25 protein-coding genes are annotated in these 24,061 nt (G+C 66.1%); 16 read left to right on the top strand and 9 right to left on the bottom strand.

Going from position 1 to position 24,061, the window contains the following annotated elements; genetic code table 11:
* Positions 1 to 711: 711 nt before the first annotated feature.
* On the top strand, positions 712 to 1,143 hold the full coding sequence (locus tag CQ050_RS25150; RefSeq protein WP_105559618.1) for a DUF2809 domain-containing protein: 432 nt from the start codon (positions 712 to 714) through the stop codon (positions 1,141 to 1,143).
* A gap of 49 nt (positions 1,144 to 1,192) precedes the next feature.
* Here CQ050_RS25150 and CQ050_RS25155 read toward each other — a convergent pair whose 3' ends face one another.
* Complete coding sequence (locus CQ050_RS25155) at positions 1,193 to 1,405, bottom strand: hypothetical protein (protein WP_105559540.1); 213 nt, start codon at positions 1,403 to 1,405, stop codon at positions 1,193 to 1,195.
* A 248-nt stretch (positions 1,406 to 1,653) separates the two neighbouring features.
* On the opposite strand from CQ050_RS25155, the gene CQ050_RS25160 reads away from it, so the two are divergent.
* From CQ050_RS25160 to CQ050_RS25175, 4 genes are all read left to right on the top strand, one after another.
* Positions 1,654 to 2,385, top strand: a complete 732-nt coding sequence (locus tag CQ050_RS25160) for a TenA family transcriptional regulator (RefSeq protein ID WP_105559541.1) — start codon at positions 1,654 to 1,656, stop codon at positions 2,383 to 2,385.
* Positions 2,386 to 2,456: 71 nt separating this feature from the next.
* Positions 2,457 to 2,756: a 2Fe-2S iron-sulfur cluster-binding protein gene (locus CQ050_RS25165; RefSeq protein WP_105559542.1), complete on the top strand. Its 300-nt coding sequence runs from the start codon at positions 2,457 to 2,459 to the stop codon at positions 2,754 to 2,756.
* Between the two features lie 5 nt (positions 2,757 to 2,761).
* Positions 2,762 to 3,088 carry a ferredoxin gene (locus CQ050_RS25170; protein WP_105559543.1) on the top strand — a complete coding sequence of 109 codons (327 nt, stop codon included), beginning with the start codon at positions 2,762 to 2,764 and terminating at the stop codon, positions 3,086 to 3,088.
* Positions 3,085 to 3,435: a 2Fe-2S iron-sulfur cluster-binding protein gene (locus CQ050_RS25175; protein ID WP_105559544.1), complete on the top strand. Its 351-nt coding sequence runs from the start codon at positions 3,085 to 3,087 to the stop codon at positions 3,433 to 3,435. Before CQ050_RS25170 ends, CQ050_RS25175 begins: the two co-directional genes overlap by 4 nt.
* 34 nt (positions 3,436 to 3,469) lie before the next feature.
* On the opposite strand, the gene CQ050_RS25180 is transcribed toward CQ050_RS25175, so the two are convergent.
* Together CQ050_RS25180 and CQ050_RS25185 are read right to left on the bottom strand one after the other, a co-directional pair.
* Positions 3,470 to 4,183: a GntR family transcriptional regulator gene (locus CQ050_RS25180; protein WP_105559619.1), complete on the bottom strand. Its 714-nt coding sequence runs from the start codon at positions 4,181 to 4,183 to the stop codon at positions 3,470 to 3,472.
* 79 nt (positions 4,184 to 4,262) lie between these two features.
* A complete protein-coding gene (locus CQ050_RS25185) occupies positions 4,263 to 5,006 on the bottom strand; it encodes a sulfite exporter TauE/SafE family protein (RefSeq protein WP_105559545.1) in 744 nt (247 codons plus the stop codon).
* A gap of 224 nt (positions 5,007 to 5,230) precedes the next feature.
* On the opposite strand from CQ050_RS25185, the gene CQ050_RS25190 reads away from it, so the two are divergent.
* The 4 genes from CQ050_RS25190 (at position 5,231) to CQ050_RS25205 (ending at position 9,922) form a co-directional block, all read left to right on the top strand.
* On the top strand, positions 5,231 to 6,763 hold the full coding sequence (locus CQ050_RS25190) for a hypothetical protein (protein ID WP_105559546.1): 1,533 nt from the start codon (positions 5,231 to 5,233) through the stop codon (positions 6,761 to 6,763).
* Positions 6,764 to 6,957: 194 nt separating this feature from the next.
* The gene (locus tag CQ050_RS25195) at positions 6,958 to 8,391 is read left to right on the top strand and encodes an aldehyde dehydrogenase family protein (RefSeq protein ID WP_369868837.1); all 1,434 of its coding nucleotides are present in this window, start codon (positions 6,958 to 6,960) and stop codon (positions 8,389 to 8,391) included.
* Between the two features lie 28 nt (positions 8,392 to 8,419).
* Positions 8,420 to 8,899 carry a heme-binding protein gene (locus CQ050_RS25200; protein ID WP_105559548.1) on the top strand — a complete coding sequence of 160 codons (480 nt, stop codon included), beginning with the start codon at positions 8,420 to 8,422 and terminating at the stop codon, positions 8,897 to 8,899.
* A 12-nt stretch (positions 8,900 to 8,911) separates the two neighbouring features.
* Entirely contained in the window at positions 8,912 to 9,922 is a 1,011-nt protein-coding gene (locus CQ050_RS25205; RefSeq protein WP_105559549.1) for a 2Fe-2S iron-sulfur cluster-binding protein, read from the top strand.
* A 12-nt stretch (positions 9,923 to 9,934) separates the two neighbouring features.
* Here CQ050_RS25205 and CQ050_RS25210 read toward each other — a convergent pair whose 3' ends face one another.
* From CQ050_RS25210 to CQ050_RS25235, 6 genes are all read right to left on the bottom strand, one after another.
* On the bottom strand, positions 9,935 to 10,372 hold the full coding sequence (locus tag CQ050_RS25210) for a universal stress protein (RefSeq protein ID WP_105559550.1): 438 nt from the start codon (positions 10,370 to 10,372) through the stop codon (positions 9,935 to 9,937).
* A 107-nt stretch (positions 10,373 to 10,479) separates the two neighbouring features.
* Positions 10,480 to 12,198 carry an ABC transporter ATP-binding protein gene (locus CQ050_RS25215; RefSeq protein ID WP_105559551.1) on the bottom strand — a complete coding sequence of 573 codons (1,719 nt, stop codon included), beginning with the start codon at positions 12,196 to 12,198 and terminating at the stop codon, positions 10,480 to 10,482.
* Positions 12,195 to 13,100: an ABC transporter permease gene (locus tag CQ050_RS25220; RefSeq protein ID WP_105559552.1), complete on the bottom strand. Its 906-nt coding sequence runs from the start codon at positions 13,098 to 13,100 to the stop codon at positions 12,195 to 12,197. Before CQ050_RS25220 ends, CQ050_RS25215 begins: the two co-directional genes overlap by 4 nt.
* Positions 13,097 to 14,074 (bottom strand): ABC transporter permease, encoded by a 978-nt coding sequence (locus CQ050_RS25225; RefSeq protein ID WP_105559553.1) that lies wholly within the window; start codon positions 14,072 to 14,074, stop codon positions 13,097 to 13,099. Before CQ050_RS25225 ends, CQ050_RS25220 begins: the two co-directional genes overlap by 4 nt.
* Before the next feature lie 19 nt (positions 14,075 to 14,093).
* Positions 14,094 to 15,782 (bottom strand): ABC transporter substrate-binding protein, encoded by a 1,689-nt coding sequence (locus CQ050_RS25230; protein WP_105559554.1) that lies wholly within the window; start codon positions 15,780 to 15,782, stop codon positions 14,094 to 14,096.
* A gap of 40 nt (positions 15,783 to 15,822) precedes the next feature.
* On the bottom strand, positions 15,823 to 16,659 hold the full coding sequence (locus CQ050_RS25235; RefSeq protein ID WP_105559555.1) for a hypothetical protein: 837 nt from the start codon (positions 16,657 to 16,659) through the stop codon (positions 15,823 to 15,825).
* 224 nt (positions 16,660 to 16,883) lie between these two features.
* Here CQ050_RS25235 and CQ050_RS25240 point away from each other — a divergent pair, with 224 nt between their 5' ends.
* From CQ050_RS25240 to CQ050_RS25270, 7 genes are all read left to right on the top strand, one after another.
* On the top strand, positions 16,884 to 18,125 hold the full coding sequence (locus CQ050_RS25240; protein ID WP_105559556.1) for an SfnB family sulfur acquisition oxidoreductase: 1,242 nt from the start codon (positions 16,884 to 16,886) through the stop codon (positions 18,123 to 18,125).
* A 4-nt stretch (positions 18,126 to 18,129) separates the two neighbouring features.
* Positions 18,130 to 19,347, top strand: coding sequence for an SfnB family sulfur acquisition oxidoreductase (locus CQ050_RS25245; protein ID WP_105559557.1), 1,218 nt, complete (start codon positions 18,130 to 18,132; stop codon positions 19,345 to 19,347).
* A 20-nt stretch (positions 19,348 to 19,367) separates the two neighbouring features.
* The gene (locus tag CQ050_RS25250) at positions 19,368 to 20,738 is read left to right on the top strand and encodes an LLM class flavin-dependent oxidoreductase (RefSeq protein ID WP_105559558.1); all 1,371 of its coding nucleotides are present in this window, start codon (positions 19,368 to 19,370) and stop codon (positions 20,736 to 20,738) included.
* Positions 20,739 to 20,956: 218 nt separating this feature from the next.
* On the top strand, positions 20,957 to 21,757 hold the full coding sequence (locus CQ050_RS25255) for a MetQ/NlpA family ABC transporter substrate-binding protein (RefSeq protein WP_105559559.1): 801 nt from the start codon (positions 20,957 to 20,959) through the stop codon (positions 21,755 to 21,757).
* 23 nt (positions 21,758 to 21,780) lie between these two features.
* Positions 21,781 to 22,374 (top strand): NADPH-dependent FMN reductase, encoded by a 594-nt coding sequence (gene ssuE, locus CQ050_RS25260; RefSeq protein ID WP_105559560.1) that lies wholly within the window; start codon positions 21,781 to 21,783, stop codon positions 22,372 to 22,374.
* A gap of 15 nt (positions 22,375 to 22,389) precedes the next feature.
* Positions 22,390 to 23,562, top strand: a complete 1,173-nt coding sequence (gene ssuD, locus CQ050_RS25265) for an FMNH2-dependent alkanesulfonate monooxygenase (RefSeq protein WP_105559561.1) — start codon at positions 22,390 to 22,392, stop codon at positions 23,560 to 23,562.
* Positions 23,562 to 24,047 carry a hypothetical protein gene (locus CQ050_RS25270; RefSeq protein ID WP_105559562.1) on the top strand — a complete coding sequence of 162 codons (486 nt, stop codon included), beginning with the start codon at positions 23,562 to 23,564 and terminating at the stop codon, positions 24,045 to 24,047. Before ssuD ends, CQ050_RS25270 begins: the two co-directional genes overlap by 1 nt.
* Positions 24,048 to 24,061 lie beyond the last annotated feature (14 nt).

The following is a 24,061-nucleotide window of genomic DNA, read 5'->3' on the forward strand; positions in this document are numbered from 1 at the left end:
GCATACGGAGGGCTCGGGGGCGCGTCTTTTGGGGTTGCTCTTTTTGGCGTGAGGGGTCGGGTAATGGTACGCCTGAATGTGGGGGTTGTTGTGTCGGAGGGTGTTGGGCGTGGCGGTGGCGGCGGGTTCTTGGGCCGCCCGGCGTGGCGGGGGCACGGGGTGCGCGGGTCAACGATTGCGGTCCGGAGCGTTCGCTCCGGACGGCCCCTGCGTCATCCTCGTCACTGCCTTTGGCAGTTCCTTCGGATTCCCTTGGGCGCATCGACTCCCCGCGCACCCCGTGCCCCCGCCACGCCGGGCTGCGGTGTCGAGAATTGGAGGTCGCTGGGGAGGGTGGGGTGCTTGGCGTGTTGTTGGCGCGCTGCGGGTGGGGGAGGAGTGTGCAGGGACGCCAAAAGCGGCCGCGCGGGCGGCCTTTTTTGGCATAGGGATGTGCCTGGTGGGAGGGGGGGGCGCTGGCGCGTTTTGGTGGGGCGCGGTGGATAAGGGTGTGGGTAAGTCGGTGGATTGGGGGTGGATAGGCGGTGGATAAGACGGGATAACTTTTGGGGCGGCTGGCCGCATAACCTTTGGTGACGCTTGTGTCCGAGGGGGACTCGGGTTTTCCCGTGGATATCTAGTACCCTGCTTCGTTGCCCGATGTTGATGCTGCGGGCTGCGACGGGGCGCCTGAAGGCGCATCCGCCCTTTCACTTCTTGCTGTTTGTAGCCATGACCCTGACGTTCAATGGGCGCGCGTTCGCCGCCCTGCTTGCCGTGACCGCGCTGTTGGCGCTGATTGCCCTGTATGGCGCGCCCTATCCGTTCTTGCGCGGATTCGTAGGAGACGTGGTGGCGGTGGGCTGGGTTTATCTGGTGTATCGGACGTTTGTCCGCGCGCGCGTGGGGGCGCTGGCCGTGGCGGCGTTGCTTACGGCGTATGCGGTGGAGTTCGGGCAGTACCTGGCGCGGCAGAACGGGTGGCAGATCGAACAGCCGGTGCTGCGCGTGGTGTTTGGCAGCGTGCCGGATTGGTGGGACGTGGTGGCCTACACGGTGGGGTTCGCGGTCGTGCTGGTGTTGGCCCTTGCCAACGCGCACCGCCAGCGCAATGCCGCGTTGCGGGATGCCCGCGCGCGGGCAAGCTTGCGCGCCCGCCGCTAAGCGGCGGGGTGTGTCGGCCGGGGCGTCCGCCCCGGCGTCTTCCGATGGATCAAGCTTGGCAGACCGGTTCGTTGTCGTTGTGACGGACCGCGGGGGCGCTTGCGCGCAGCGGTTGCAGACGCGCATTGCGGAACGGGGCGAACAGCTCGGCCCACGACGATGGGAACAACGGGGTGGCATGGCGCACCGCATCGCGGCGGGCGTAGTGCGTCAGCAACTGCTGGCCGATCGGGGCGTCTCCCAGGGGGTGTGGCGTATTCATGGTATTTCCGTATTGCATTGAAAGTGTATTCATTGTACTAGCGGCGGGCGGTCGCGTCCATCGTACCCCGTGCTGGCCTTGCGGCAGGTCAAGTGTTTGATCTGAAAGGGTATGGCCCTATTTATGTGGTGTGATGCCTGGCGTCTGCGGGATTGCCCTAGGCGTTCAAAACGGTAGACGGTATACAATGTTCATCATGCCCGGGCTAAACCAGCCTGGAATCCCTCCCCACTGGACTGGAGCGCGTCATGGCAGAACTGATGAACCGAGATGAATTCCGTACCGCGTTGGAAAACGCGATCAAGGGCAAGAGCGCCAACGCGTCGCCCTTTTCCATTGCCTGGGCCGAAGGCAAGCTCAGCCGCGAGCACCTGTCGCGGTGGGCCGAGAACCACTATCACTACGTCGGTCCGTTCGCGGACTATCTGGGCTATCTGTATGCCCGCACGCCCGACACCTATACCGAGGCCAAGGATTTCCTGCTGGCCAATATGTATGAAGAGGAAATTGGCGGCGACCGCCACACCGATCTGCTGATCCGCTTTGCCGAGGCCTGCGGCACCACCCGGGAAAGGGTGACCAACCCCGACAACATGTCGCCCACCACGCGCGCGCTGCAAAGCTGGTGTTACGCCGTGGCCATGCGCGAAGACCCCATCGTGGCGGTGGCGGGCCTGGTCGTCGGGCTGGAATCGCAGGTGCCGTCCATCTATCGCAAGCAGACGCCGACGCTGCGCGACAAGTATGGCTTTACCGATGAAGAGGTGGAGTTCTTCGACCTGCACATCGTGTCGGACGAAATCCACGGCGAACGCGGCTACCAGATCGTGCTGGAACACGCCAACACGGTCGAACTGCAGCAACGCTGCCTGAAGATCTGCGAGATCGGCGCGCAGATGCGGCTGCTGTACACCACGGCGCTTTATACCGACTACGTGCAGCATGAGATCAAGCTGCCTGAGCTCGGTCTGGCGGCCTGACGCGTTGCCCCACCCTATCCGGCCACGCCGCGACTGGCGCGGCCGGCCCGCAGCTCCTGGACGACAGACCCATGCCTACCGTTGTATTTCATAAAGGCGGCCAGACCTACACCGATGTGGTGAAGGACAACACCAATCTGGTGGTGCGGGCCGGCATCAAGCAGTTTCCGTATCCGCACCTGCGCTACGAGTGCGGCATGGGCAAATGCGCCAAGTGCGCGTGCCGGGTACTGGCCGGCGCCGAGCACCTGCCGCCCGTTAACTGGAAAGAGAAAAAACAGTTGGGCGACCGCGTCGACCAGGGTTATCGGCTGGCGTGCCAGCTGTGGCTCAGCAGCGACGTCGAGCTGCTCCAGGATATGGAGGCATAGCAGCCATGGGCGCGGTATACGTGATTCTGACGACCAAACCCGGCGTGTTCCGCACCGAGGTGGGCGACGACGTCGACATCATCGAGACCTACGACTACGTGTTCTACGGGCGCGCGCTGGCGGTCTTTCGCATTGCGCGGTTGCATGGCGACACGCGGCTCATCGTGACGGAAGAGACGCCGCCTTATGTGGTGAACCGGGTGCCGTCCAAGTTCCTGGAGGCGTTCGCCTCGGTCGAGGCGGCCCGCAAGGAACTGGCGCACCTGACGCGCTTTGGCAGCATGGAATCCACATTGACGCTGCGGGCCGGTACCGCGGCGGCGGAGCACTGACCGACATGGTCCAGATTACTTTTATTTCGAACGGCGGCAAGGTGGCGACCGCGCCCGAAAACAGCAACCTGCTGCGCGTCTCGCTGAAGGAAAAGGGCGGTATCCCGTTCAAATGCGGGGGCGGCCTGTGCGGTACCTGCAAATGCCGCATCGAAGAAGGGCTTGAAAACACCGACGCGGTCAAGCCGAAAGAGCGCAAGCACCTGCGTCCCGAAGACTTCCAGGCCGGCTACCGCATGGCCTGCCAGACGTTCGTGAACGGCGACGTGAAAGTGTCGTGGGTGGTGCAGAACGGCAAGGGCGTGGTGGTGGGCGCGGCGTCCGACCCGGTCGAGGCCGCTACCTGAAGGCGCGGACGGCAGCGCCGCCCGCGTCGCTGCGTCAGTCCGCCGACCCGTGCTGTTGCGTGTCGGTATAGGCCTTGGCCGCGTTGTGCACGTGCTGGCTGGCCAGCAGTGCCGCCAGATCGCCGTTGCCGGCAATGACCGCATTCAGAATCTGCGAATGTTCGTCCCAGTTCGCCTTGGCGCGGTGCATGTTGCTGGGCGCGAACAGGAGCGCCGTGCGGTCGCGCAGCGAGCGCATCAGGTCGGTCAGCACCACGTTGCCGCCGATCGTGGCCAGCATTTCGTGAAACTGCGAATTCAGCGCCAGGAACTTGTCCAGTTGTTCGCCGCGCGCCGCTTCCGTGCCTTCGCGCAGGAAGGCCTGCAGGCGTTCGACGGTTTTCGCGTCGCGCCGCTGCGCCGCCAGTTTGGCGTTCAGGCCTTCCAGCGTGGCGCGCACTTCCACCATGTCGTAGGCCACGGCGTCCGACAGCACCGACACGGACGCGCCGCGGCGCGGTTCGATGGTGACGAGCCCCTCGGCCGCCAGCGCGCGCAGGGCTTCGCGCACCGGAATGCGCGACACGCCCATTTCTTCGGAAAGCCGGCCTTCGACCAGGCGGTCGCCCGGCGTGAATTCGCCGCTAAGGATGCGTTCGCGCAGCTTGTCGCGGATGACGGCGAATAACTGCGGGTGTTGCTCACCGATCTTCAGCGGAGCGGAAGACTGCGTCTCTACGGCTTGCGGGCTGACGGGCGAAGTGGTCATGGCGAGCATGTCGGATTAATGGATACAGTCTCCATTGTATTACCGGGTGTAGCCGCGTGCCGTTGCGGAAGGCGCGGCATCAGGCGCCCCAGAAGGCTTTGGCCAGCACCCCTGCCGCGCCCAGCGCGCACACCGCCAGCAGCACGCCGCGCACGGCTTGCGGCGGCAGCAAGGCGCGCAACCGGTTGGAGACCGCGAAACCGGCCAGCAGGAAGGGCGCCAGGCTAAGCGCCAGCCCGGCGTGGTAACCCGTATACCGCTTGGCCAGCGCCAGCATGGCAAGCGAGAAGATCGACCCCAGGAACAGCACCACGCCCAGGGTCGCGCGCAGCCGCGGCGGCGCCGCGTGCTGCAGCACGATGGCGATGGGCGGCGCGCCGACCGAGGTCATCGTGCCCATCAGGCCGGAGGCCACGCCCGCGCCGGATACTCGCCCCGGCGTGGCGGTGAAGCGAAGGCCCGCCACGCTAAGGGCCACGGCGGCCAGGATCAGGCAGGCGAACAGCACGCCCAACGCCTGCGGCGCAAAGCTCGCCATGGCGTAGATGGCAATCAGCGTTCCCACCACGCGTCCCGCCAGCGCGTACGACACGGCGGACCAGTCGATGAACGCGCGCTCGCGCAGCGCCGTCAAGAGCGAGATGAAGCCCCCCAGCGTCAACAGCGGCCCGGGCGCCAATTGGGGAAAGAACATCGCCGCCACCGGGGCCGCGAACATCGCGAAGCCGATGCCGCCCACGCCTTGCGCCACCGCGGCGCCAAACACCACCAGCGCCATCGCGGCGTAGTGCCAGGCATCGGGAAACGGCAGGGCAGACAGCATGGGGGGGCGACCTTTTATGTATACGATAGTCAATCTATGGCGATCGACGGATTCGTCGCCATGGAAAATATCAGGGGTAAACCCTTGATATCTGGCCGTAATTCAACCATTTTTCAGAATTATCGGTTTCCCTAGGCGCTACATATTTCGATTGGTATAGCTTAAAACGAAATATAGTATACCGAATGTGGCGACCCAACAGCCACGTCACAAGGGGAATTCGCATGCAATCCGACGTCGTGCTCAACGCTGCTCATTGGATGTACCTGCTTAGCGTTGCCGCGATCATCCTGACGATGATCTTGCGGGCCAACGTGGTGGTGCCATCGGTGATCGGCACGTTCCTGGTGGTGCTGGCCATCACGGGCAATCCCATCAGCGCCTTGATCGGCATTTTTTCGGCCAGCTTCGTGGCCGCCAAAGAGCTGTTCAACATCTTCCTGGTCATCACCTTCATGACGGCCTTGCTCAATGCCTTGAAGACCTTGCAGGCGGACGTGCGCATGGTGCAGCCGTTCCGGCGGGTGATGCGCGGGGGGCATTCCTCGTTCATCATCATCGCCCTCTGTACCTATGTGATTTCGCTGTTTTTCTGGCCGACGCCGGCGGTGCCGCTAGTGTCCGCCATCCTGCTGCCCGCGGCGATCGCGGCGGGTTTGCCGCCGTTGGCCGGCGCCATGGCCATCGCCATTGCCGGCCAGGGCATGGCGCTGTCGTCGGATTATGTGATTGGCGTGGCGCCCAGCATCAGCGCCAAGGCGGCAGGCGCGGCGGTCAGCGCGGCGGTGGTGGCCGACCGCGCGCTGGTGCTGTCGCTGATCACCGGCGCCGTGGCGCTGGTGGCGGCCTATCTACTGATCCGCAAGCACATCGTGCCCGCCAACCCGGCATTGCTGGACGCCTGGCAGGCCCGCGCGCAGGACGGCAGCCTGGCGCGCATCGAACAATCGGGCTCGTTCGACAAGGCCGAGCTGGCGCGCGGCACGATGGGCGCCGACCCGTCCCTGCCCCAAGGCCCCGAGCTGAGCGGCGAGGCCCGCCGCCGCGTGCACTGGTCCAAGACCTTCGCGGTGGTGACGCCGCTGGCGTTCCTGGCCGTGATCGCCGTGATGGTGGTGCCGCGGCTGTTCCCGTCGGTGCCCGCCCTGCGCGGGGGCGACGCGGCGGCGCTGGTCGGCGGCGTGGCGTTCGTGGTGATGATGCTGGTGACGCTGGCCGCCGAAGGCCCGCGCAAGATGCTGGACGTGTGCCCCGAGCACGTGACCGACGGCTTCGTCTTCGCCTTCAAGGCGATGGGGTCCGTGCTGCCGATCGCGGGGTTCTTCTTCGTGGGCGCGAACGAGACCGCCGCCCAGATCCTGGGCGTGCCTCAGGCACAGGCGCCGGGCCTGCTGTTCGAGGTGATCTCGGCCGGTCAGCACCTGATTCCAGAAAATCATTTCCTGGTGGCGTTCGGCGTGCTGCTGGTGGGCATGATCACCGGCATCGACGGCTCGGGATTCGCTGGCTTGCCGCTGACGGGCACGCTCTCTGGCGCGCTGGGTCCGGTGGTGGGCGTGGACCCGGCGACCTTGGCCGCGGTGGGCCAGATGGGCGCGGTCTGGACGGGGGGCGGCACCCTGATCGCGTGGTCGTCGCTGATCGCGGTGGCGGGGTTCGCGCGGGTGAACGTGCTGTCGCTGGTGCGCGCCCTGCTGCTGCCCGTGCTGCTGGCGCTGTCCGTCTCCACCGTCTGCGCGGTCCTGATCTGGCGTTGATCCCTGGCTCGGCACGTGGCGCGAAAGGGGCCCTGCGGGGCCCTTTTTCACGGCCCGTGCTGGGGTTTCCACGTATTATGGCTTATAGATTAAAGTATACAATGTTCATAAGTCACCCCAGACGACCGATTTCCGGCCATTCCCGTACAGGTAAAGGAAGCGCTTCCGTGGACGATCTCTCGCAGCAGTCATTCATGAACCACATCGGCGGCGCCTGGGTGCCCGCCGCCGCCGGGCGCACGGCCCCCAACCTCAATCCGGCGGATACGGCCGACATCGTGGGCCGGTTTCCGGTGTCGGATGCTGAAGACGCCCAACGCGCGGTCGACGCGGCCGATGGAGCGTTCGCCGCCTGGCGCGACATGCCGATTTCCAAGCGGGCCGCCATCCTGTTCCGCGCCGCCCAATACCTGGAAGACCACGCGGATGCCTTCGCGCGGGAACTGACCCGCGAAGAGGGCAAGAGCCTGAACCTGGCGAAAGACGAGGTCCTGCGTTCCGCGCAGACGATCCGCTTCTACGCGGTGGAAGGGCAGAGCTTCACGGGCGAGACCTTCGTCAACGACGATCCCGACATGGTCGTCTATAGCCAGCGCGAACCGTTGGGCGTGGTCACCGTGATCTCGCCCTGGAACTTCCCCATTTCGATTCCCGCCCGCAAGATCGCGCCGGCGCTGATCACCGGCAACACCGTGGTGTTCAAGCCGTCTTCGGACGCGCCGTTGTCGGGCTATCGGTTGACCGAGGCGTTCGTGCAGGCGGGCTTGCCCGCGGGGGTGCTGAACCTGGTGATCGGCCCCGCCAGCGCGGTGGGCCCCGCCATCACCACCGCCCGGGCGGTCCGTGCGATTTCTTTCACCGGTTCGACCGCCGCGGGCGAGCAGATCCACCGGGGCGCAGGCCTGACCACCCGCACGCAGATGGAGTTGGGCGGCAAGAATCCGCTGATCGTGCTGGCCGACGCCGACCTGGACCGCGCCGTGGACCTGGCGGTGAAGGGGGGCTTTTCGCTTAGCGGCCAGGCCTGCACGGGCACCAGCCGCGTGCTGGTCGACGCCAAGGTGCGGCAGGCGTTCACCGACAAGCTGGTGGCGCGGATCAAGGCGCTGACCATCGGCAACGGGCTGGACGGCAACTTCGACCTGGGCCCGCTGGCCACGCGCAAGCAGCTGGACAACGTACTGAGCTACGTGGCGGTGGGCAAGGAAGAGGCGACGCACGTATGCGGCGGCGAGGCGCTTACCGGCCCCGGCTACGACCGCGGCTACTACGTCACGCCCGCGCTGTTCACCGATGTGACGCAACAGATGCGCATCGCGCGTGAAGAAATCTTCGGCCCGGTGATCGCGCTGATCGAGGTCGACGGTTATGACGACGCCATCGCCAAGGCCAACGACACCGAATACGGCTTGTCGGCCGCCATCGCCACCACGGATGCGCGTTACGCGCACCGCTTCGCCCGCGACATCCAGGCCGGCACGGTGAAGATCAACCGCACCACCACCGGCAACCTGATCAATGCGCCCTTCGGGGGGCTGAAGCACTCCAGCACATCCACGTTCCGCGAATCCGGCCGCGTGGGCCTGGAGTTCTATACGCAGATCAAGACCGTCTACCGCGCCGGCTAAGGCGCGGACAACCCAAAAGGCTACCCCTATGAAACAAATCTATCGCCTGGAACTGGAAGAAGCGCGCGTCATGGTGCGTGCCGCCATCGCCAAGTCGGAAGCGATCGGAGTGCTGGAATCCATTTGCATCGTGGACGACGGCGGCTACCCCATCGCCCTGGAACGCATGGACGGCGCCCGCATCACCGGCCCGCAGATCGCCTGGAACAAAGCGTTCACCGCGGCCGGGCACAAACGGTCGACGCATCTGTTCAACACGCCGCCCAACGGCCCGGCGTTGCCCGGCAACGAGGCCTTTGGCATCCAGTGGAGCTTCGACGGAAAATTCGCCGTGTTCGTCGGCGGCTTTCCCATTGTCGTGAACGACGAAGTGATCGGCGGCATCGGGCTTAGCGGCGGCAACGGCGAACAGGACACGCAGGCAGGCGTGGCCGCGCTGGCGGCACTGGCCGAACTGCTGGAGCCGCGCGGCATGAAAGTGCTGGTGCAGGCCGACATCAAGAAATAAGCGAGGCCGGCCATGGCATACCGCGTGCACATCCTGGAAACCGGCGCCGCCTTCGACGTGGAGGCCGGCGAATCGGTGCTGGAGGCCGCCGGGCGTGCGGACGTCAGGCTGCCGCATGAGTGCACCTTTGGCGGCTGCGGCACGTGCCGCATCAAGCTGGCCGAAGGCACCGTGCGCTATGAGGAATTTCCCATGGCGCTGACGCCTGAAGAGGCGGCCGAAGGCTACGCGCTGGCTTGCCAGGCGCGGCCGGAAAGCGATCTTTGCATCAGCGTGGCCAGCAGCCGCCAGGTGTTTCCCGAGCCGCGTCGCCTGCCGGCCACCGTGCAGCGCATCGACGCCTATACCGACGACATCGTTCATTTGACGCTGGCGTTGCCCGATGGGGGACTGGATTTCGTGCCCGGCCAGTACGTGAACGTGCTGCTGCCCGACGGCGAGACGCGCAGTTTTTCCATGGCGTCGGCGGCGGCCGATGGGCAGCTGGATTTTCATGTGCGGCGCATTCCGGGCGGCCGCTATACCGATCATTGGCTGGGCCAGGCGCAACCCGGCGCGGCCGTGGAGATCGAAGCGCCGCTGGGCGTGTTCAGCTATCACGAGGAAGACTGGCGTCCGCTTATCATGATGGCGACCGGCACCGGCATCGCGCCCATCAAGGCCATTCTGGAGTCCTTGCTGGACAAGGAAGATTGCCCGCCCGTCAGCCTGTATTGGGGCATGCGCACCGAGGCCGACCTGTACCTGCAAGACGAGATCGCCGGCTGGGCCGGCCGGCTGTACGAATTCAATTTCGTGCCGGTGCTGTCGCGCGGGGGCCCGGGTTGGCAAGGCCGCCGCGGCCATGTGCAGGACGCCGTCCTGCAAGACCACGACGACCTGTCCGAACACGCCTTCTACCTGTGCGGCGCGCCCGCCATGATCCAGCAGGCCAAGCATCTGCTGGCCGGACGCGGCGCCAGCCTGGACCACATATACGCCGACAGTTTCACTTTCCAGCACGCGCTGGAAACTGCCGGTTGACGCAGCCGGCCCTTATCGGAACACCAGCACGGGCAGGCGGGTCTTGGCCAGCACGCGCTGGGTTTCGCTGCCCAGCAGGAATCCCGTCATGCCGTGGCGTCCGTGCGAGCCCATGATGATCAGGTCGCAACCCTGGGTCTTCCCGGCCTCGACGATCGCCTCGTGCGGGTGGTCGTTGACCACCACGACGCTGTTGCACGGCACCAGGGCATGGCGCGCTTCCATTTCCAGGCCGTCCAGGTAGCCTTGCGCGTTCTTTCGCGCCTGGTCGGTGTGATGGGTTTGCGTGGTGCCCAGCATTTCGGCCTGATAGACCAGCAGATGGTCCTCCGGGATGGCGCGGATGAGGGTGATGGTGGCGCCCATTTCTTTCGCGAAAACGAGCGCGCGCTTGAAAGCCGATTCAGACAGCAGGGAGCCATCCACGGCGATGAGCAAGTGCCTGTACATGTTGCCTCTCCTTTAGGAAAAGGAATGTCGAGCAACGGCGAAACCAGTATAGGCCCGCCGTTGTCCGCAATCCAGTCCTGCGTAAGGAGGAGGCGCGCCGAGCCGGATCAGGCGGTTCTGCGCAGCGCCTCGCCACTTGGGGAAAGCCCTTGGGGCAGCGCGTCGATCAGGCTGCGCGTGTAGGGGTGGCGCGGGTGGCGCCACAACGTGGCGTTGGGGCCCTCTTCCACGATCCGGCCCGCGTTCATCACCAACACCCGATCGGCCAGATAGTGAACCACCGACAAATCGTGCGAAATGAACAGGTAGGACAGCTGGAATTCGGCCTTCAGGTCTATCAGCAGGTTCAGGATCTGCGCCTGGACGGAGACGTCCAGCGCCGAGACTGGCTCGTCGCAGATGACCAGCGCGGGGCGTAGCACCAACGCGCGGGCGATGCCGATGCGTTGCCGCTGCCCGCCGGAGAATTCGCTGGGATAACGCGCCAGCGCCTCGCGCGGCAGGCCCACGGCGTCCAGGATCCGGGCGATGCGCAGGCGGCGTTCATGCCGGTCCTTCACGCGGTGGATGCGCAGAGCGGCTTCCAGGATGTCGTTCACGGTATGGCGCGGGTTCAGCGACGCATAGGGGTCCTGGAAAATCATCTGCACGCTCTGGCGGTAGGCGGCCAGGCGGGCGCGGTCCAGCCGCGCGGTGTCTTCGCCGCGCAGCAGGATCCGGCCGGATGCCGGCGCAAGCAGTCGCACCAGCGTGCGGGACAGCGTGGATTTTCCGCAGCCGGATTCGCCGACCAGCCCAAGGGTTTCTCCGAGGGCCAACTGGAACGACACGCCATCCACGGCGTGGGTGGCGCCGTGCGCGGTCTGGTATTGCACGCGCAGGTCCTGCACCTGCAACAAGGGCGTCGCGCCGATGGGGGCAGGCGCGTTGGCGGCGGCGCCGTCGGGGACGGCCACGCGCGCAGGGGTGACCAGGTCGAACGTCGCACGCCCCGATGCCGGGTCGAGCCGGGTGCGGATTTCGGGCAGCCGTAGCGTGCTGTAGTGCGTCGCGTCGTCCAGGCGCAGCGACGCCCCGAGCAGGCCGCGGGTGTAGGGGTGGCGCGGCTGGCCCAGCAAGGTCGCCGCGGGGCCTTCTTCGACCTTTTCGCCGCCCACCATGACGGCGACCCGGTCGGCCCATTCCCCCACCACGGCCAGATCATGCGTGATCAGCAGTAGCCCCATGTTCAATTCCGACCGCAGGTCATCCAGCAATTGCAGGATTTGCGCCTGGACGGTGACATCCAGCGCGGTGGTCGGTTCGTCGGCCACCAGCAGGGCGGGCTGGCAGGCGATGGCGGCGGCGATCATGGCGCGCTGGCGCTGCCCGCCCGACAGCAGATGGGGGTAATCGTCGACGCGGCGCTGCGGCTCGGGCACGCGCACCAGGTCCAGCAATTCGATGGCGCGCGCCCGGGCGGCACGGGCGCTGGCGCCGCGATGCAGGCGCAGGGCTTCGCCGATCTGGTCGCCCAGGGTCAGCACCGGGTTCAGGCTGGTCATCGGCTCCTGGAAAATCATGGCGATGCGGTTGCCACGCAGCGCGCAGCGCTGGCGCTCGGGCAACGCCAGCAGGTCCTGGCCTTCGAACAGGACGCGGCCGGTCACGCGGGCCTGCCGCGGCAGCAGGCCCAACAAGGCGAGCGCGGTCGTGGATTTTCCGCAGCCGGATTCGCCAACGAGCGCCAGCGTTTCGCCGCCGCGCAATTGCAGGTCCAGCCCGCGCACGGCCTGGTGGCCGGGGAAGGCGACGTTCAGCCCTTGGATGTCGAAAAGCGTAGTCATGATGGCCTGGGGGCGGAATCGCGCACGGCGGTGGGCGCGGCGGCCGGCGCGGCGGCAATGCGCTGCCGGCGCAGTTTGGGATTGAGCGCGTCGTTGACGGCGTCGCTAAGCAGGTTCAGGGCCAGTACCGTGGCCATGATCGTCAGGCCGGGCAGGGCGGTCATGTACCAGGCGGTGCGCAATGCCTCGCGCCCCGCGCCGACCATGCTGCCCCAGCTGACCACGTTGGGGTCGCCCAGTCCCAGGAAGGCCAGGCCGGCTTCCGACAGAATGGCTTGGGCCACCAGCACGGCGGTGGTCACGATGATGGGGGGCAAGGCATTGGGCAGGATCTCCAGGAAAATGATGCGCGCATGGCCGGCGCCCAGCGTCTGCGCGGCGCGGACGAACTCGCGTTCGCGCAGCGAAATGAATTCGCCCCGCGTCAGCCGCGCGATGCCGGTCCACGATGTAACGCCCAGCGCAAGGATGATGGTGGTCAGCGACGGGCCCAGAATGGCGACCAGCACGATGGCCAGCAGGAAGGACGGCACGGTCTGGAAAAGTTCGGTGATGCGCATCAGCACGGCGTCGGTGCGCGGGCCGGCATAACCGGCGACCGCGCCCACCAGCAGGCCGATCGCCAGCGCGATGGCGGCCGACGCGCTACCCACCAGCAAGGACACGCGCGCGCCGTGGAACAGCCCGGCCAGGATGTCACGGCCCATCAGATCGGTGCCGGCGGGAAAGTCGGCGTCGTCGCCGGGCCAGGTGAAGGGGGCGCCGACCATCTCCAGCGGATCGTTCGGGAACAGCCCGGCGGCGCTGGCGGCCGCGGCCAGCACGATCAGCAGGATGGCGGCGCCGACGGCGGCGGAGGGCGTGCGCAGCAGATGCGCGACGGCGCGGGCAGTCGGTTTCATGTTTTCCTCACGCGGGGGTCCAACAGGCCGTAGCAGGCGTCCACGGCGATATTCATCAGGGCTACCAGCGCCGCGCTCATCAGCAGGATGCCCAGCAGAAGATTGACGTCGCGGCTGGCAATGGCCTCGAAAGACAACTGGCCCAGGCCCGGCCACGCGAAGACTGTTTCCACCACGATGCTGCCGCCCAGCAGCGCGCTGCTTTGCAGGCCCAGCATGGTGATGACGGGCAGAATCGCGTTCTTCAGGGCATGGCGCCAGATCACGCGCGTTTCGCCGTTGCCGCGCGCGCGGGCGGTGCGAATGTAGTCTTCCTGTAGCGTCTCGATCATGGAGGCCCGCGACAGCCGCGCATAGATGGCCACGTAATAGATTGCCACCGTGGTCACCGGCAACGCGAGGTGCCGCGCGTAGTCGGCCCATAGCGCCCAACCTTGATACGCCGCGCCCACGTCGCGGATGCCGCCGACCGGCAGCCAGTTCAAGTGCACGCCGAACCCGACGATCAGCATCAGCGCCGTCCAGAACATCGGCGCGGAATAGCCCGCCGTGGCCAGCGCGGAAAGCAAGGTGTCCAGCCCGCCATGCGGCCGGCGCGCCGCCAGCACGCCCAGCAGCACGCCCACCGCCACCGATAACGCCAGCCCCGTGCCGATCAATGCCAGCGTGGCCGGCAGCCGCCCGAAGATCAGGTCGGCCACGGGCTCGCCATAGCGAAACGAATACCCCAGGTCCAGCGACAGCAGGCTTTTCAAGTAGTAGCCCAGCTGCGTCAGCACGCTTTGGTCCAGGCCGTAGGCCACCCGCAGCTGGGCCACGTGTTCGGGCGTGATGCCGCTGTTCTCGGACGCGATCACGTCGACCAGGTCGCCGGGCACCAGCTTGAGCAGGAAGAAGTTGGCGATGGCGGTCGCGCCCACCACGAAAAGGATCTGGAGCAGGTAGCGAAGCGGACGGGGGAGTCGTAGAGACATGGCGGGTTCCCGGCGGCCGTCAGGCCTTGCCCAGCCAGACGTTGGCGAAGTTGTTGCGCGAATGCGAGGACGCGTCGGTCACGTTGCGCACCTGCTTGTCCCAGACGCCAAACCAGCGGAACTCGAACAGGCCGATCAAGGGCAGGTCGCGCTGCGCCAGCCGCTGCACCTCGTTGTACTGATCGATGCGCTTCTTCGGATCCGTCTCGACCTGGGCGGCTTCGATGGCGCGGTCCATGTCCGGGTTGCTGTAGCCCGACGCGTTATACCAGGGCGTGCCTTTGGCCTCTGCCTTGCTCCAATACCGCGTCTCCACGCCCAGCTGCGGATCGATCAGCACGGTGCCCCACGAACTGATGAGCTGAAAGTTGTAGTCGGTGAAGACATTGCGCGTCCAGGTCGCCAGGTCCAGTCCGCGCAGCGTTACGTCGATGCCGATTTTGCGCAGCGCCTGGCGCACGAACTCGCCGGTGCGGCGGTAGTCGTCACCGAACGGGATGTAGTCGTGCGTCAATGCAAAGCGCCAGCCGTCCGCCTTGCGGGGGTACCCGGCCTCGTCCAGCAGCTTTTCGGCCAGCGCCGGGTCATACGGGTATTGCTGCACGTTGGGGTTGTGATACGGCTTCACCAGCGACGGCACCGGGCTTACGAAGGGTTCGGCATAGCCGTTCCACACGGTCTTCACCAGCACCTGCTTATTGACGGCGTGCGCGATGGCCTGACGCACTTTCAGATGGGACAGGATGGGGTCGCGCAAGTTGGCTTCCAGCCACAGCCAGGCGGCAAAGCCGTTGTAGCCGGCGGTGTCCACCGCCAGCTTGGGCAGCCTGGACAGGCGCGTGGCATCCGTGAAGGCCACGGGGTTGCGTTCGCCGTATGCCACGCCGCCTGTCTCCAGCGCGGTGGCGCGGCCGGACACGTCGGGAATGATCTTCCAGACGATGCGATCCAGGTACGGCCGTGCGGGCTGCCAGTACTTGTCGTTCCGCTCCAGCACGATGTAGTTGCCCCGGTTCCACTCCTTGAACACGAAGGGGCCGGTGCCGACCGGTTTGTTGTTGTAGGGGTTGTTCTGGATGTCCGTGCCTTCAAACAAATGGCGAGGCAGGATGGGCGCGCCCAGCGAATCGATGGCGTTGAGCGCCACGGGCGTGGGCTGTGACAGATGCAGCACGACGGTGTGGTCATCCGGGGTCTCGACCTTCCGCAGGTACTGGAACACCCGGCGCGCGCTGGGCGCATGCTTGCGCCACACTTCTTCAGCCGACCATTTCACGTCGGCGGCGGTAAATGGCTTGCCGTCATGCCACAGCACGCCCTGGCGCAGCTTGAACGTGATGGTCTTGCCATCGTCGGACACGCTCCAGCTTTCGGCCAATACGGGCCGCGGTTTCAGGTCGGGTCCGTATTCCACCAGCCCGTCGAAGATCTTGCTGACGACCGCGCCCGTGGGGGTGGACGAGTTCAGGTAGAAGGCCAGCGTCGGTGGTTCCGGGTGGACCACCGCGTTGAGTACGCCGCCGCGCACCGCGCCGTCCACGGTATTGGGCAGGCTTTGGGTGTCGGCGTAGGCCGGCGCGAAGATCACGTTGGGAAAGAGCGCGCCTGCGCCCATCAAGGCCCCCGCGCTCATCAGCCAGCGGCGCAAAGGGTTGGCGGGTTCGTCTTCGTGGCCGGGAGCATCGGCGGGGGGCAACGGTTGCGTCATGAAGGTTTCCTTCTGTTGTCGTGAAGTGCGGCCGGCTGTTTCAGGCGGCCAGGCTGGTCAGGGCGGGAAGATCGTTGGCGTCGCGGCGTACCAGCGTGGCCAGCAGGTTGCGGCGCCACGCGTCGTACAACGCGATGTGGCCGCGCGCGTCCAGGCCGGTGGCGCGCTGGTTCAGTTGCCAGGAAGCGCGTAGATAGGGGCCAAGCACCTGCTGGACGTCTTCATCCGCCTGGATCAGGCCGGCGACCCAGTCTTCGCGTTGGGCCGGGTCCGCCTGTTCCAGCTTGTTCAGCCACCACTGGGTGATGCGGACGCGGTGCGCCTCTTCATCGGGAAGAATGCGGTTTTCGCCGAACTCGCGATGACCGAAGTCCAGCACCTTCGCGGTGCGCCGGTTCACGAACAGGCGCGCCAGGATGTAGTGCTCGTAATGGAACTGCCACGCCAGGAAGTTCTGCCAGTTACGCAGCGCGAAACCGCCGATCAGGTCCCAGGAATCCTGCACGCCTTGCCGCACCTGCGCCAGCGGGTCGGCGCCCGACAGCGCCGCGGCGCGTCCGCGCGAGAACTCCGCATGGGCGGCGTCGTCGCCAAGTTGGCGCGCCAGCGCGAACTGGAACTCGGTGTCGTCCTTGAACAGGCCGGCAATGGCATGCGCGGCGACTTGGGCGATGAAAAGATCGTGCACCGTGTTCCACACGGCGTATTGGGCGGCGTCGCGGCGTTCGTCCTCGCTTGCCAGATCGCGCGGCGGATCGATGCGCGCCGCGGGCAGATGCGGCGCGACGGTCAGACGGACGTCGTCGAACAGACGCGCTTCCAGCGCGCCGTCGTAATCCAGCGTCAGGAGCGGTTGGGGGAAATCCAGTTCAGGCATGGCGAATGTGGCGGACGCGGAAAAGTCTCGACTCTAAGCAAGCGCGGATGCCGTTCACAAACACTCTTTGGTGATTTGGATATATGCGCGCAAGGCCCGCTAACAGAAGGCGAAACGGGCGTGCCGCGCATATACCGATTTCAAATAACCGCATGAGGATTCCGTCCTTCCGTGCGCGGCGCCGCACCGATAGGCTGCATGTTTTCCCATTGCCGGGTCGCCACATGCCGCACGTTTCAAGCACGACTTCAAGCCAGGACCGGGACGAGGCGCCGCGCCTGGTGCCTGCCGCCCGCATCCAGGACGATGCCCAGGCGGTCGAGGCCGCCCACGCGTTGGCGGCCGATTTCGCCCTGGGCGCGGCGCAACGCGATCGGGAGCGCGCGTTGCCGTGGCGCGAGATCGAACGCTATTCGGCCAGCGGGCTGGGTGGCATCACGGTGCCGCGCGAATACGGCGGCGCGGATGTCTCGCATGTGACGCTGGCGGATGTGTTTCGCATCATTAGCGCGGCGGACCCGTCGCTGGGCCAGATTCCGCAAAACCATTTTGGATTCTTGAATCTGCTGCGGCTGACCGGGTCGCCTGCGCAGCAGCGCCATTACTACGAAGGCGTGCTGGCCGGGCGCCGGCTGGGCAATGCCGGACCCGAGCGGCACACTCGCCACGCGCGGGATATCGAGGCAAGGCTCGTGGCGGACGGCGACGGCTATCGTGTCAGCGGGCGCAAGTTCTATTCGACCGGCGCGCTATTCGCGCACTGGATCCCGGCAAAGGTGCTGGATGGCGAGGGCAGGCTGGTCACCGTGGTGTTTGAGCGCGGCGCGCCAGGCGTGTCAGTCGTGGATGACTGGTCCAGCTTCGGCCAGCGCACCACGGCCAGCGGCACCGTGCTGCTGGACAACGCGCGCGTGGAGGCCGGCAGCATCCTGCCCGCTTGGCGCGCGCAGCAGGCCCCCGCCTTGCAGGGGCCCTTCGCGCAATTGATGCAGGCCGCGATCGATGTAGGCATCGCCGAGGGCGCGTTGCGTGACACGGTGGCCTTTCTGCGTGAACGTTCCCGGCCCTGGGTCGAGGCCAACGTCGAGCGGGCCACGCAGGATCCTTACGTGATCGCGGACGTGGGCCAGCTCTACATCGATTTGCACGCCGCCCAGGCGCTGTTGACGGAAGCCGCGCAATTCCTGGACGACACGCGCGGGCGAACGCTGGACGCGGATGACGTCGCCACCGCGTCGATCGTGGTGGCGCGCGCCAAGGCGGTGTCCACCGAAGCCGCGCTGGCCGCCGGCGAAAAACTGTTCGAACTGTCGGGCGCGCGGGCTTCCCTGGCCGAATTCGGGCTGGACCGCCATTGGCGCAACGCGCGCGTCCATACCCTGCACGATCCCGTGCGCTGGAAGTATCACGCGGTGGGCAACTATCTGCTTAACGGCCAACGCCCCAACCGGCACTCCTGGATCTGACACCATGCCCACCGACAACATATCGTCCCTGGCGGTGCGCCGCGCCGCCGTGATCGACTCCGACGCGCAGGCGCTTGAGGTCGCGCGTTCGCTGGCCGGGGAATTTGCCCGCGAAGCGTCTCAACGGGACCGCGCGCGCCGGCTGCCGCTGCCCGAACTGGAACGCTATTCCCAGTCCGGCCTATGGGGCATTACCGTGCCGCGCGAGCACGGCGGCGCCGGGGTGTCGCGGGCGACGCTGGCCGAGGTCACGGCCATCATTTCGGCCGCCGACGGTTCATTGGGCCAGATCCCGCAGAACCACTATTACGCGCTGGAAGTGTTGCGCGTGAACGGCAGCGCGGACCAACAACGCCGCTTCTACGCGCGTGCGCTGGCGGGCGATCGCTTCGGCAATGCGCTGGCCGAGACGGGCACGCGCACGGCCGCCGAACGGCGGACTCGGCTTAGCGCCGGCGTCGACGGGGAATGGCGCATCAATGGCAGCAAGTTCTATTGCACCGGCGCGCTATATGCCCAATGGATCCCGACGGCCACCGTGGACGGCGACGGCATCCAGCGCCTGGCCATTGTGCGCCGCGACAGCCCCGGCGTTGAAATCATCGACGACTGGTCGGGTTTCGGCCAGCGTGTCACCGGCAGTGGCACCGTGCACTTCAATGATGTGGCGGTGCCGGTCGAAGACGTGCTGTTGCTGGCCGACCCCGCCGCGCCGCCCAACACGATCAAGCCTTTGGCGCAGATTGTCCACGCGGCCATCGACCTGGGTATCGGCCAGGCCGCGCTGGCGGACGCCGTGGCGTTCGTGCGCGAGCGCTCGCGCCCGTGGATCGATGCCGGTGTCGAGCGCGCGGCGGACGACCCGCTGACCATCAGCGAATTCGGCCGCCTGTCCATCCGCCTGGAGGCCGCGCGCGCGCTCGTGTCGCGGGCGGGCCGCCTGCTGGACACGGCAACCGCCAGCGGCACGGCCGCCGATGTGGCGGCGGCGTCCATCGCCGTGGCGGAAGCCCGCGCGTTGACCACGGAAGCCTCGCTTGCCGCCGGCACCAAGTTGTTCGAACTGGCCGGCACGCAGGCCACGCTGGACCACCTGAACCTGGACCGCCATTGGCGCAATGCGCGCACGCATACGCTGCACGATCCCGTGCGCTGGAAGCGCCACGCCGTGGGGAACTACTACCTGAACGACATCGCGCCTGGTCGCGCGGGCACCACCTGACCCACACGGAACCGCACATCATGGCGAAGAAGAAAATCCTGCTGAACGCGTTCAACATGAATTGCGTCGGGCATATCAACCACGGCTTGTGGACGCACCCGCGCGATACGTCGACGCAGTACAAGACGCTGGAGTATTGGACCGGCCTGGCCAGGCTGCTCGAGCGCGGCCTGTTCGACGGCCTGTTCCTGGCCGACATCGTGGGCGTGTACGACGTCTACCAGGACTCGGCCGACCTGACGCTGCGCGAATCGATCCAGCTGCCGGTCAACGATCCGCTGCTGACCATCTCGGCGATGGCGGCGGCCACGCGGCATCTGGGATTCGGCGTTACGGTCAACCTGACCTATGAAGCGCCCTACCTGCTGGCGCGCCGTTTCTCCACGCTGGACCATCTGACCAATGGCCGCATCGGCTGGAACATCGTGACGGGCTATCTGGAAAGCGCGGCACGCGCGATGGGGTTGTCCGAGCAGATCGCGCACGATGAGCGCTACGACCGGGCCGACGAATTCCTGGAGGTGGCGTACAAGCTGTGGGAAGACAGTTGGGACGGCGATGCGGTGAAGGCCGACAAAGGCAAGCGCATCTATGCGGATCCCGCGGCCGTGCGTCGGGTGGATCACGAGGGCAAGTATTACAAGGTGCAGGGCTTTCACTTGTCGGAACCGTCGCCGCAACGCACGCCGGTGCTGTACCAGGCGGGTTCGTCGGGCCGTGGCCAGGCGTTCGCGGCGCGGCACGCGGAATGTGTGTTCGTGTCGAGCCAGACCAAGGAGGGTTTGCGCAAGCTGGTGGCGGAGGTGCGCGAGTCGGTCGCCCGCGAGGGCCGCAATCCGCGCGATATCAAGTTCTTCATGGGCGTGACGGTGGTGGTGGGCACGACGGAGGCCGAGGCGCGCGAGAAGCACGCGGAGTATCTGCGTTACGCGAATCCGGAAGCGGGTCTGGCGCACTATGCCAGTTCGACGGGCATCGATTTTTCGCGCTACGGCGCGGATGAGCCGATCCGGTATGTGAAGAACAACGCGATCGAGTCGGCCGTGAAAAACCTGACGGTGGCCAGAACGGACCGCACGGTGACGAATCTGCTGGCGGATATGGCGTTAGGGGGCCGATACCCGGCACTGGTGGGCAGCGCCGCACAGGTGGCTGATGAACTGGAGGCCTGGGTGGCCGAGACGGATATCGACGGCTTCAATCTGGCGCGAACGGTAACGCCCGAATGCTACGGCGATTTCATCGATCTGGTGGTGCCGGAGTTGCAGAGCCGGGGGTCTTATAAAACGGCTTACGCGGAAGGGGCGTTGCGGGAGAAGCTGTTTGGGGCGGGGAGGGCGGAGTTGCCTTTGGAACATGTGGGACGCAAGGGGCTCGTTGGGGCTTTGTAGGTTGCTTGTTAGCGCTTCGTAGGTCGCCCGTCGTCGGGGTCGGGCTGATGGCGCGGGCGGCCGCATTCTGCATACGCGCCGTTGATGCGTCGTGGCGATGATCGCTTGCGCGAAGCGTCCTACATCCCAAGACATAACTTCATACCGACTAAGTATTTTTCGCCGTCGATCCGCGATGACAGAATCCATCAATCACTTTCTATCCCGGGCTTTCAAACATGTCATCGCTGCTTCGCCTCTTGGCCGCATCCACGCTTGCCGTCGCCTTAGCCGCGCCTGCGCAGGCTGAAGACAAGAACACCATCACGGTCGGCATCTCCGTGGGTACTGCCGAAAAGATCTTTGATGTTGTCCAGAAGGTTGCCGCCCGGGACGGTCTTGTCATCAGGCTCGTCAAGTTCAACGACTATCAACTTCCCAATGCCGCCCTTAACGCGGGCGATCTCGATGCCAACGCGTTTCAACACAAACCGTTCCTGGACAATCAGATCAAGGCGCGAGGGTTTGATATCGAGCCAGCGGGCTTGACCGTTACGGCGCCGCTGGGTTTTTACTCGCGAAAGATCAAGTCGTTGAATGACTTGCCCGAGGGCGCATCGGTCGGGATTCAGAATGATCCCTCGAATGGCAATCGCGCGCTGCGTCTATTGGCGGCGTACAAGATCATCACGCTGAAGCCGGAAGCGGAACAGAAGAACACGGCGACGCCGCTGGACGTGGTGTCGAACCCGCGCAAGATCAAGCTGGTGGCGCTGGATGCCGCGCAGTTGCCACGGTCGCTGGACGATCTGACGGCGGCCTCCATCAATAACGATTACGCCGAACAGGCGGGGCTGGTGCCGGCGCGCGACGCGATCGGGCGCGAGGCCCCTGACGGACCCTACGCCAATCTCATTGCCGTGCGGACGAAAGACCGCGACCAGCCCTGGGTGAAGCAGCTGGTGGCCGCGTACCAATCCCCCGAAGTGCGCGCCTATATCGAGAAGGAATTCAAGGGTTCCCTCATCCCCGCTTTCTAACGCGCGACTTTCGGCGAATCATCATGAGCATCATCACGTTGGCGGGTAGCCCGTCACAGCGTTCCCGTTCTTCCGCGTTGCTGCGCCATGCCGCCCATCTGCTGCGTTCGCGCGGACTCGGGGTCGTGGAATTGGGCTTGCGCGACATACCGGCCGAAGAATTGATCGAAGGCCATTACTCGGGCGTCGCGGCCGGCGCGTTGCGGGCGCGCGTGTCGACCGCGGATGCCGTGTTGATCTCGACCCCGGTCTACAAGGCGTCGTTCTCCGGCGGGCTGAAGGCCGTGCTGGATTTGTTGGATGAAAAGGCGCTGGCGGGAAAGGTGGTGCTGCCTATCGCCACGGGCGGCAGCCCGGCGCATCTGCTGGCGTTGGAATACGGCTTGAAACCGGTGCTGTCCGCCTTGGGGGCGCGCCACATCCTGGCCGGCGTCTACGCCACCGACAAACAGGTCCAAGTCGAAGACGACGGCCGTATCCATATCGACGACGACGTCCGCGAGCGGCTGGAAGACTCCGTTGACCGGCTGGCCGAACAGGTGTTGCCGCGCGGCGTCGTTGCCCATGAAGCCTATGACCTGGGACGCCTCGCGCTTGCGGGCGGCTTCAGCGTCTGACCCCGGAGTTCCGTCATGGATGTTTTCTGGTTCATTCCCACGCACGGCGATTCGCGCTACCTGGGCACCAGCCAGGGCGCGCGCGCCGCAAGCTACGACTATTTCCGGCAGGTGGCCGTTGCCGCCGACACGCTGGGCTACGACGGCGTACTGCTGCCCACGGGCCGGTCCTGCGAAGACGCCTGGGTCGTGGCTTCCAGCCTGATCGGCGCCACCCGCAAGCTGAAGTTCCTGGTGGCGATCCGGCCAGGCGTCAGTTCGCCGCAGTTTTCGGCGCGCATGGCCGCGACGTTCGACCGTTTGTCCGAAGGGCGCCTGCTGGTCAATGTAGTGACGGGCGGTGATCCGGGCGAACTGGAGGGCGACGGCGTCTTCGTCAGCCATGACGAACGCTACGCCATCACGGCCGACTACCTGAACATCTGGCGAGGCATCCTGGAACGCAGCCACGACGCGGAAGGCTACAGCTTCCAGGGCGAGCAGCTCGTCTCCAAGGGGGGAAAGGTCATTTACCCGCCCGTGCAGAAGCCGTATCCGCCGTTGTATTTTGGCGGTTCGTCCGAGGCTGCCCACGAATTGGCCGCCGAACAGCTGGACGTCTATCTGACGTGGGGCGAGCCGCCCGAGGCGGTGGCCAAGAAGATCGCGGACGTGCGCGAGCGCGCCGCCAAACACGGCAGGACCGTGCGTTTCGGCATCCGCCTGCACGTCATCGTGCGCGAAACGGAGGCGGCCGCATGGGCCGCCGCGGACGAATTGATCAGCCACCTTAGCGAAGATTCGGTGCGCGCCGCGCAAGCCGCATTCTCCAAGATGGATTCCGAAGGCCAGCGTCGCATGGCTGCCCTGCATGGTGGAAAGCTCAGCGATGGCCAGGGCGGCCGCTCGCATCTGGAAATCTCGCCCAACCTGTGGGCCGGCGTGGGGCTGGTGCGCGGTGGCGCGGGCACGGCGCTGGTCGGCGATCCGCAGACGGTCGCCGCGCGCATCCAGGAATATGCCGACCTGGGCATCGACACGTTTATTTTCTCTGGCTATCCGCATTTGGAAGAGTCCTATCGGTTTGCCGAATTGGTGTTTCCGCTGCTGCCCGGCAAAGCGCAGCGCCAGGTTGGCAACACCGTGCTGACGGGACCCTTCGGCGAAGTCATGGCGACCGAGCTGGTGCCGAAGGAATCGGCAAGCTGATGTTTGCCTCCGCCTTCGCCTCCGCTTTTTCCTCGTCTCCGCGCCGTCGCGCGGCGCGCAACGTGCTTGCGCCCTGGCTGGCGGCCGCCGCGTTGCTGGCGCTGTGGCCGCTGCTTCGGGCCGACCTGCCAGGCGCGGCGGCGGCACTGTTGCTGGGCGCAGTCCTGGGCGTCGGGCGCGGCGTGCGCGCCGGGGATCCGAAACTGATCGAGATGGGCCGTTCGGTCGGCCTGGCCGGCTGGCCGCTGTGGCGCGACGTGATCCTTCCTGGCGCCTTGCCGGCACTGCTGTCCGGCGCGCGGCTGGCGCTGGCGCTGTTCTGGGCGTGGCGGGGGATGGCCCAGACCGCCATCGCGCGATCCGGCGATGGCGCGACGACGCTGGCGCCCATTCTGTCCTATGCGCTGTTGGCCCTGGCCGCGGATACGTTGATCCGCGTGTTGGCGCGCCGCGCCTTGCGCTGGGATGCCGTCGCGGACTCCTGATGCGCCACACCCTG

This window comes from Achromobacter sp. MYb9 (genome assembly GCF_002975275.1).
Lineage (GTDB): Bacteria > Pseudomonadota > Gammaproteobacteria > Burkholderiales > Burkholderiaceae_B > Achromobacter.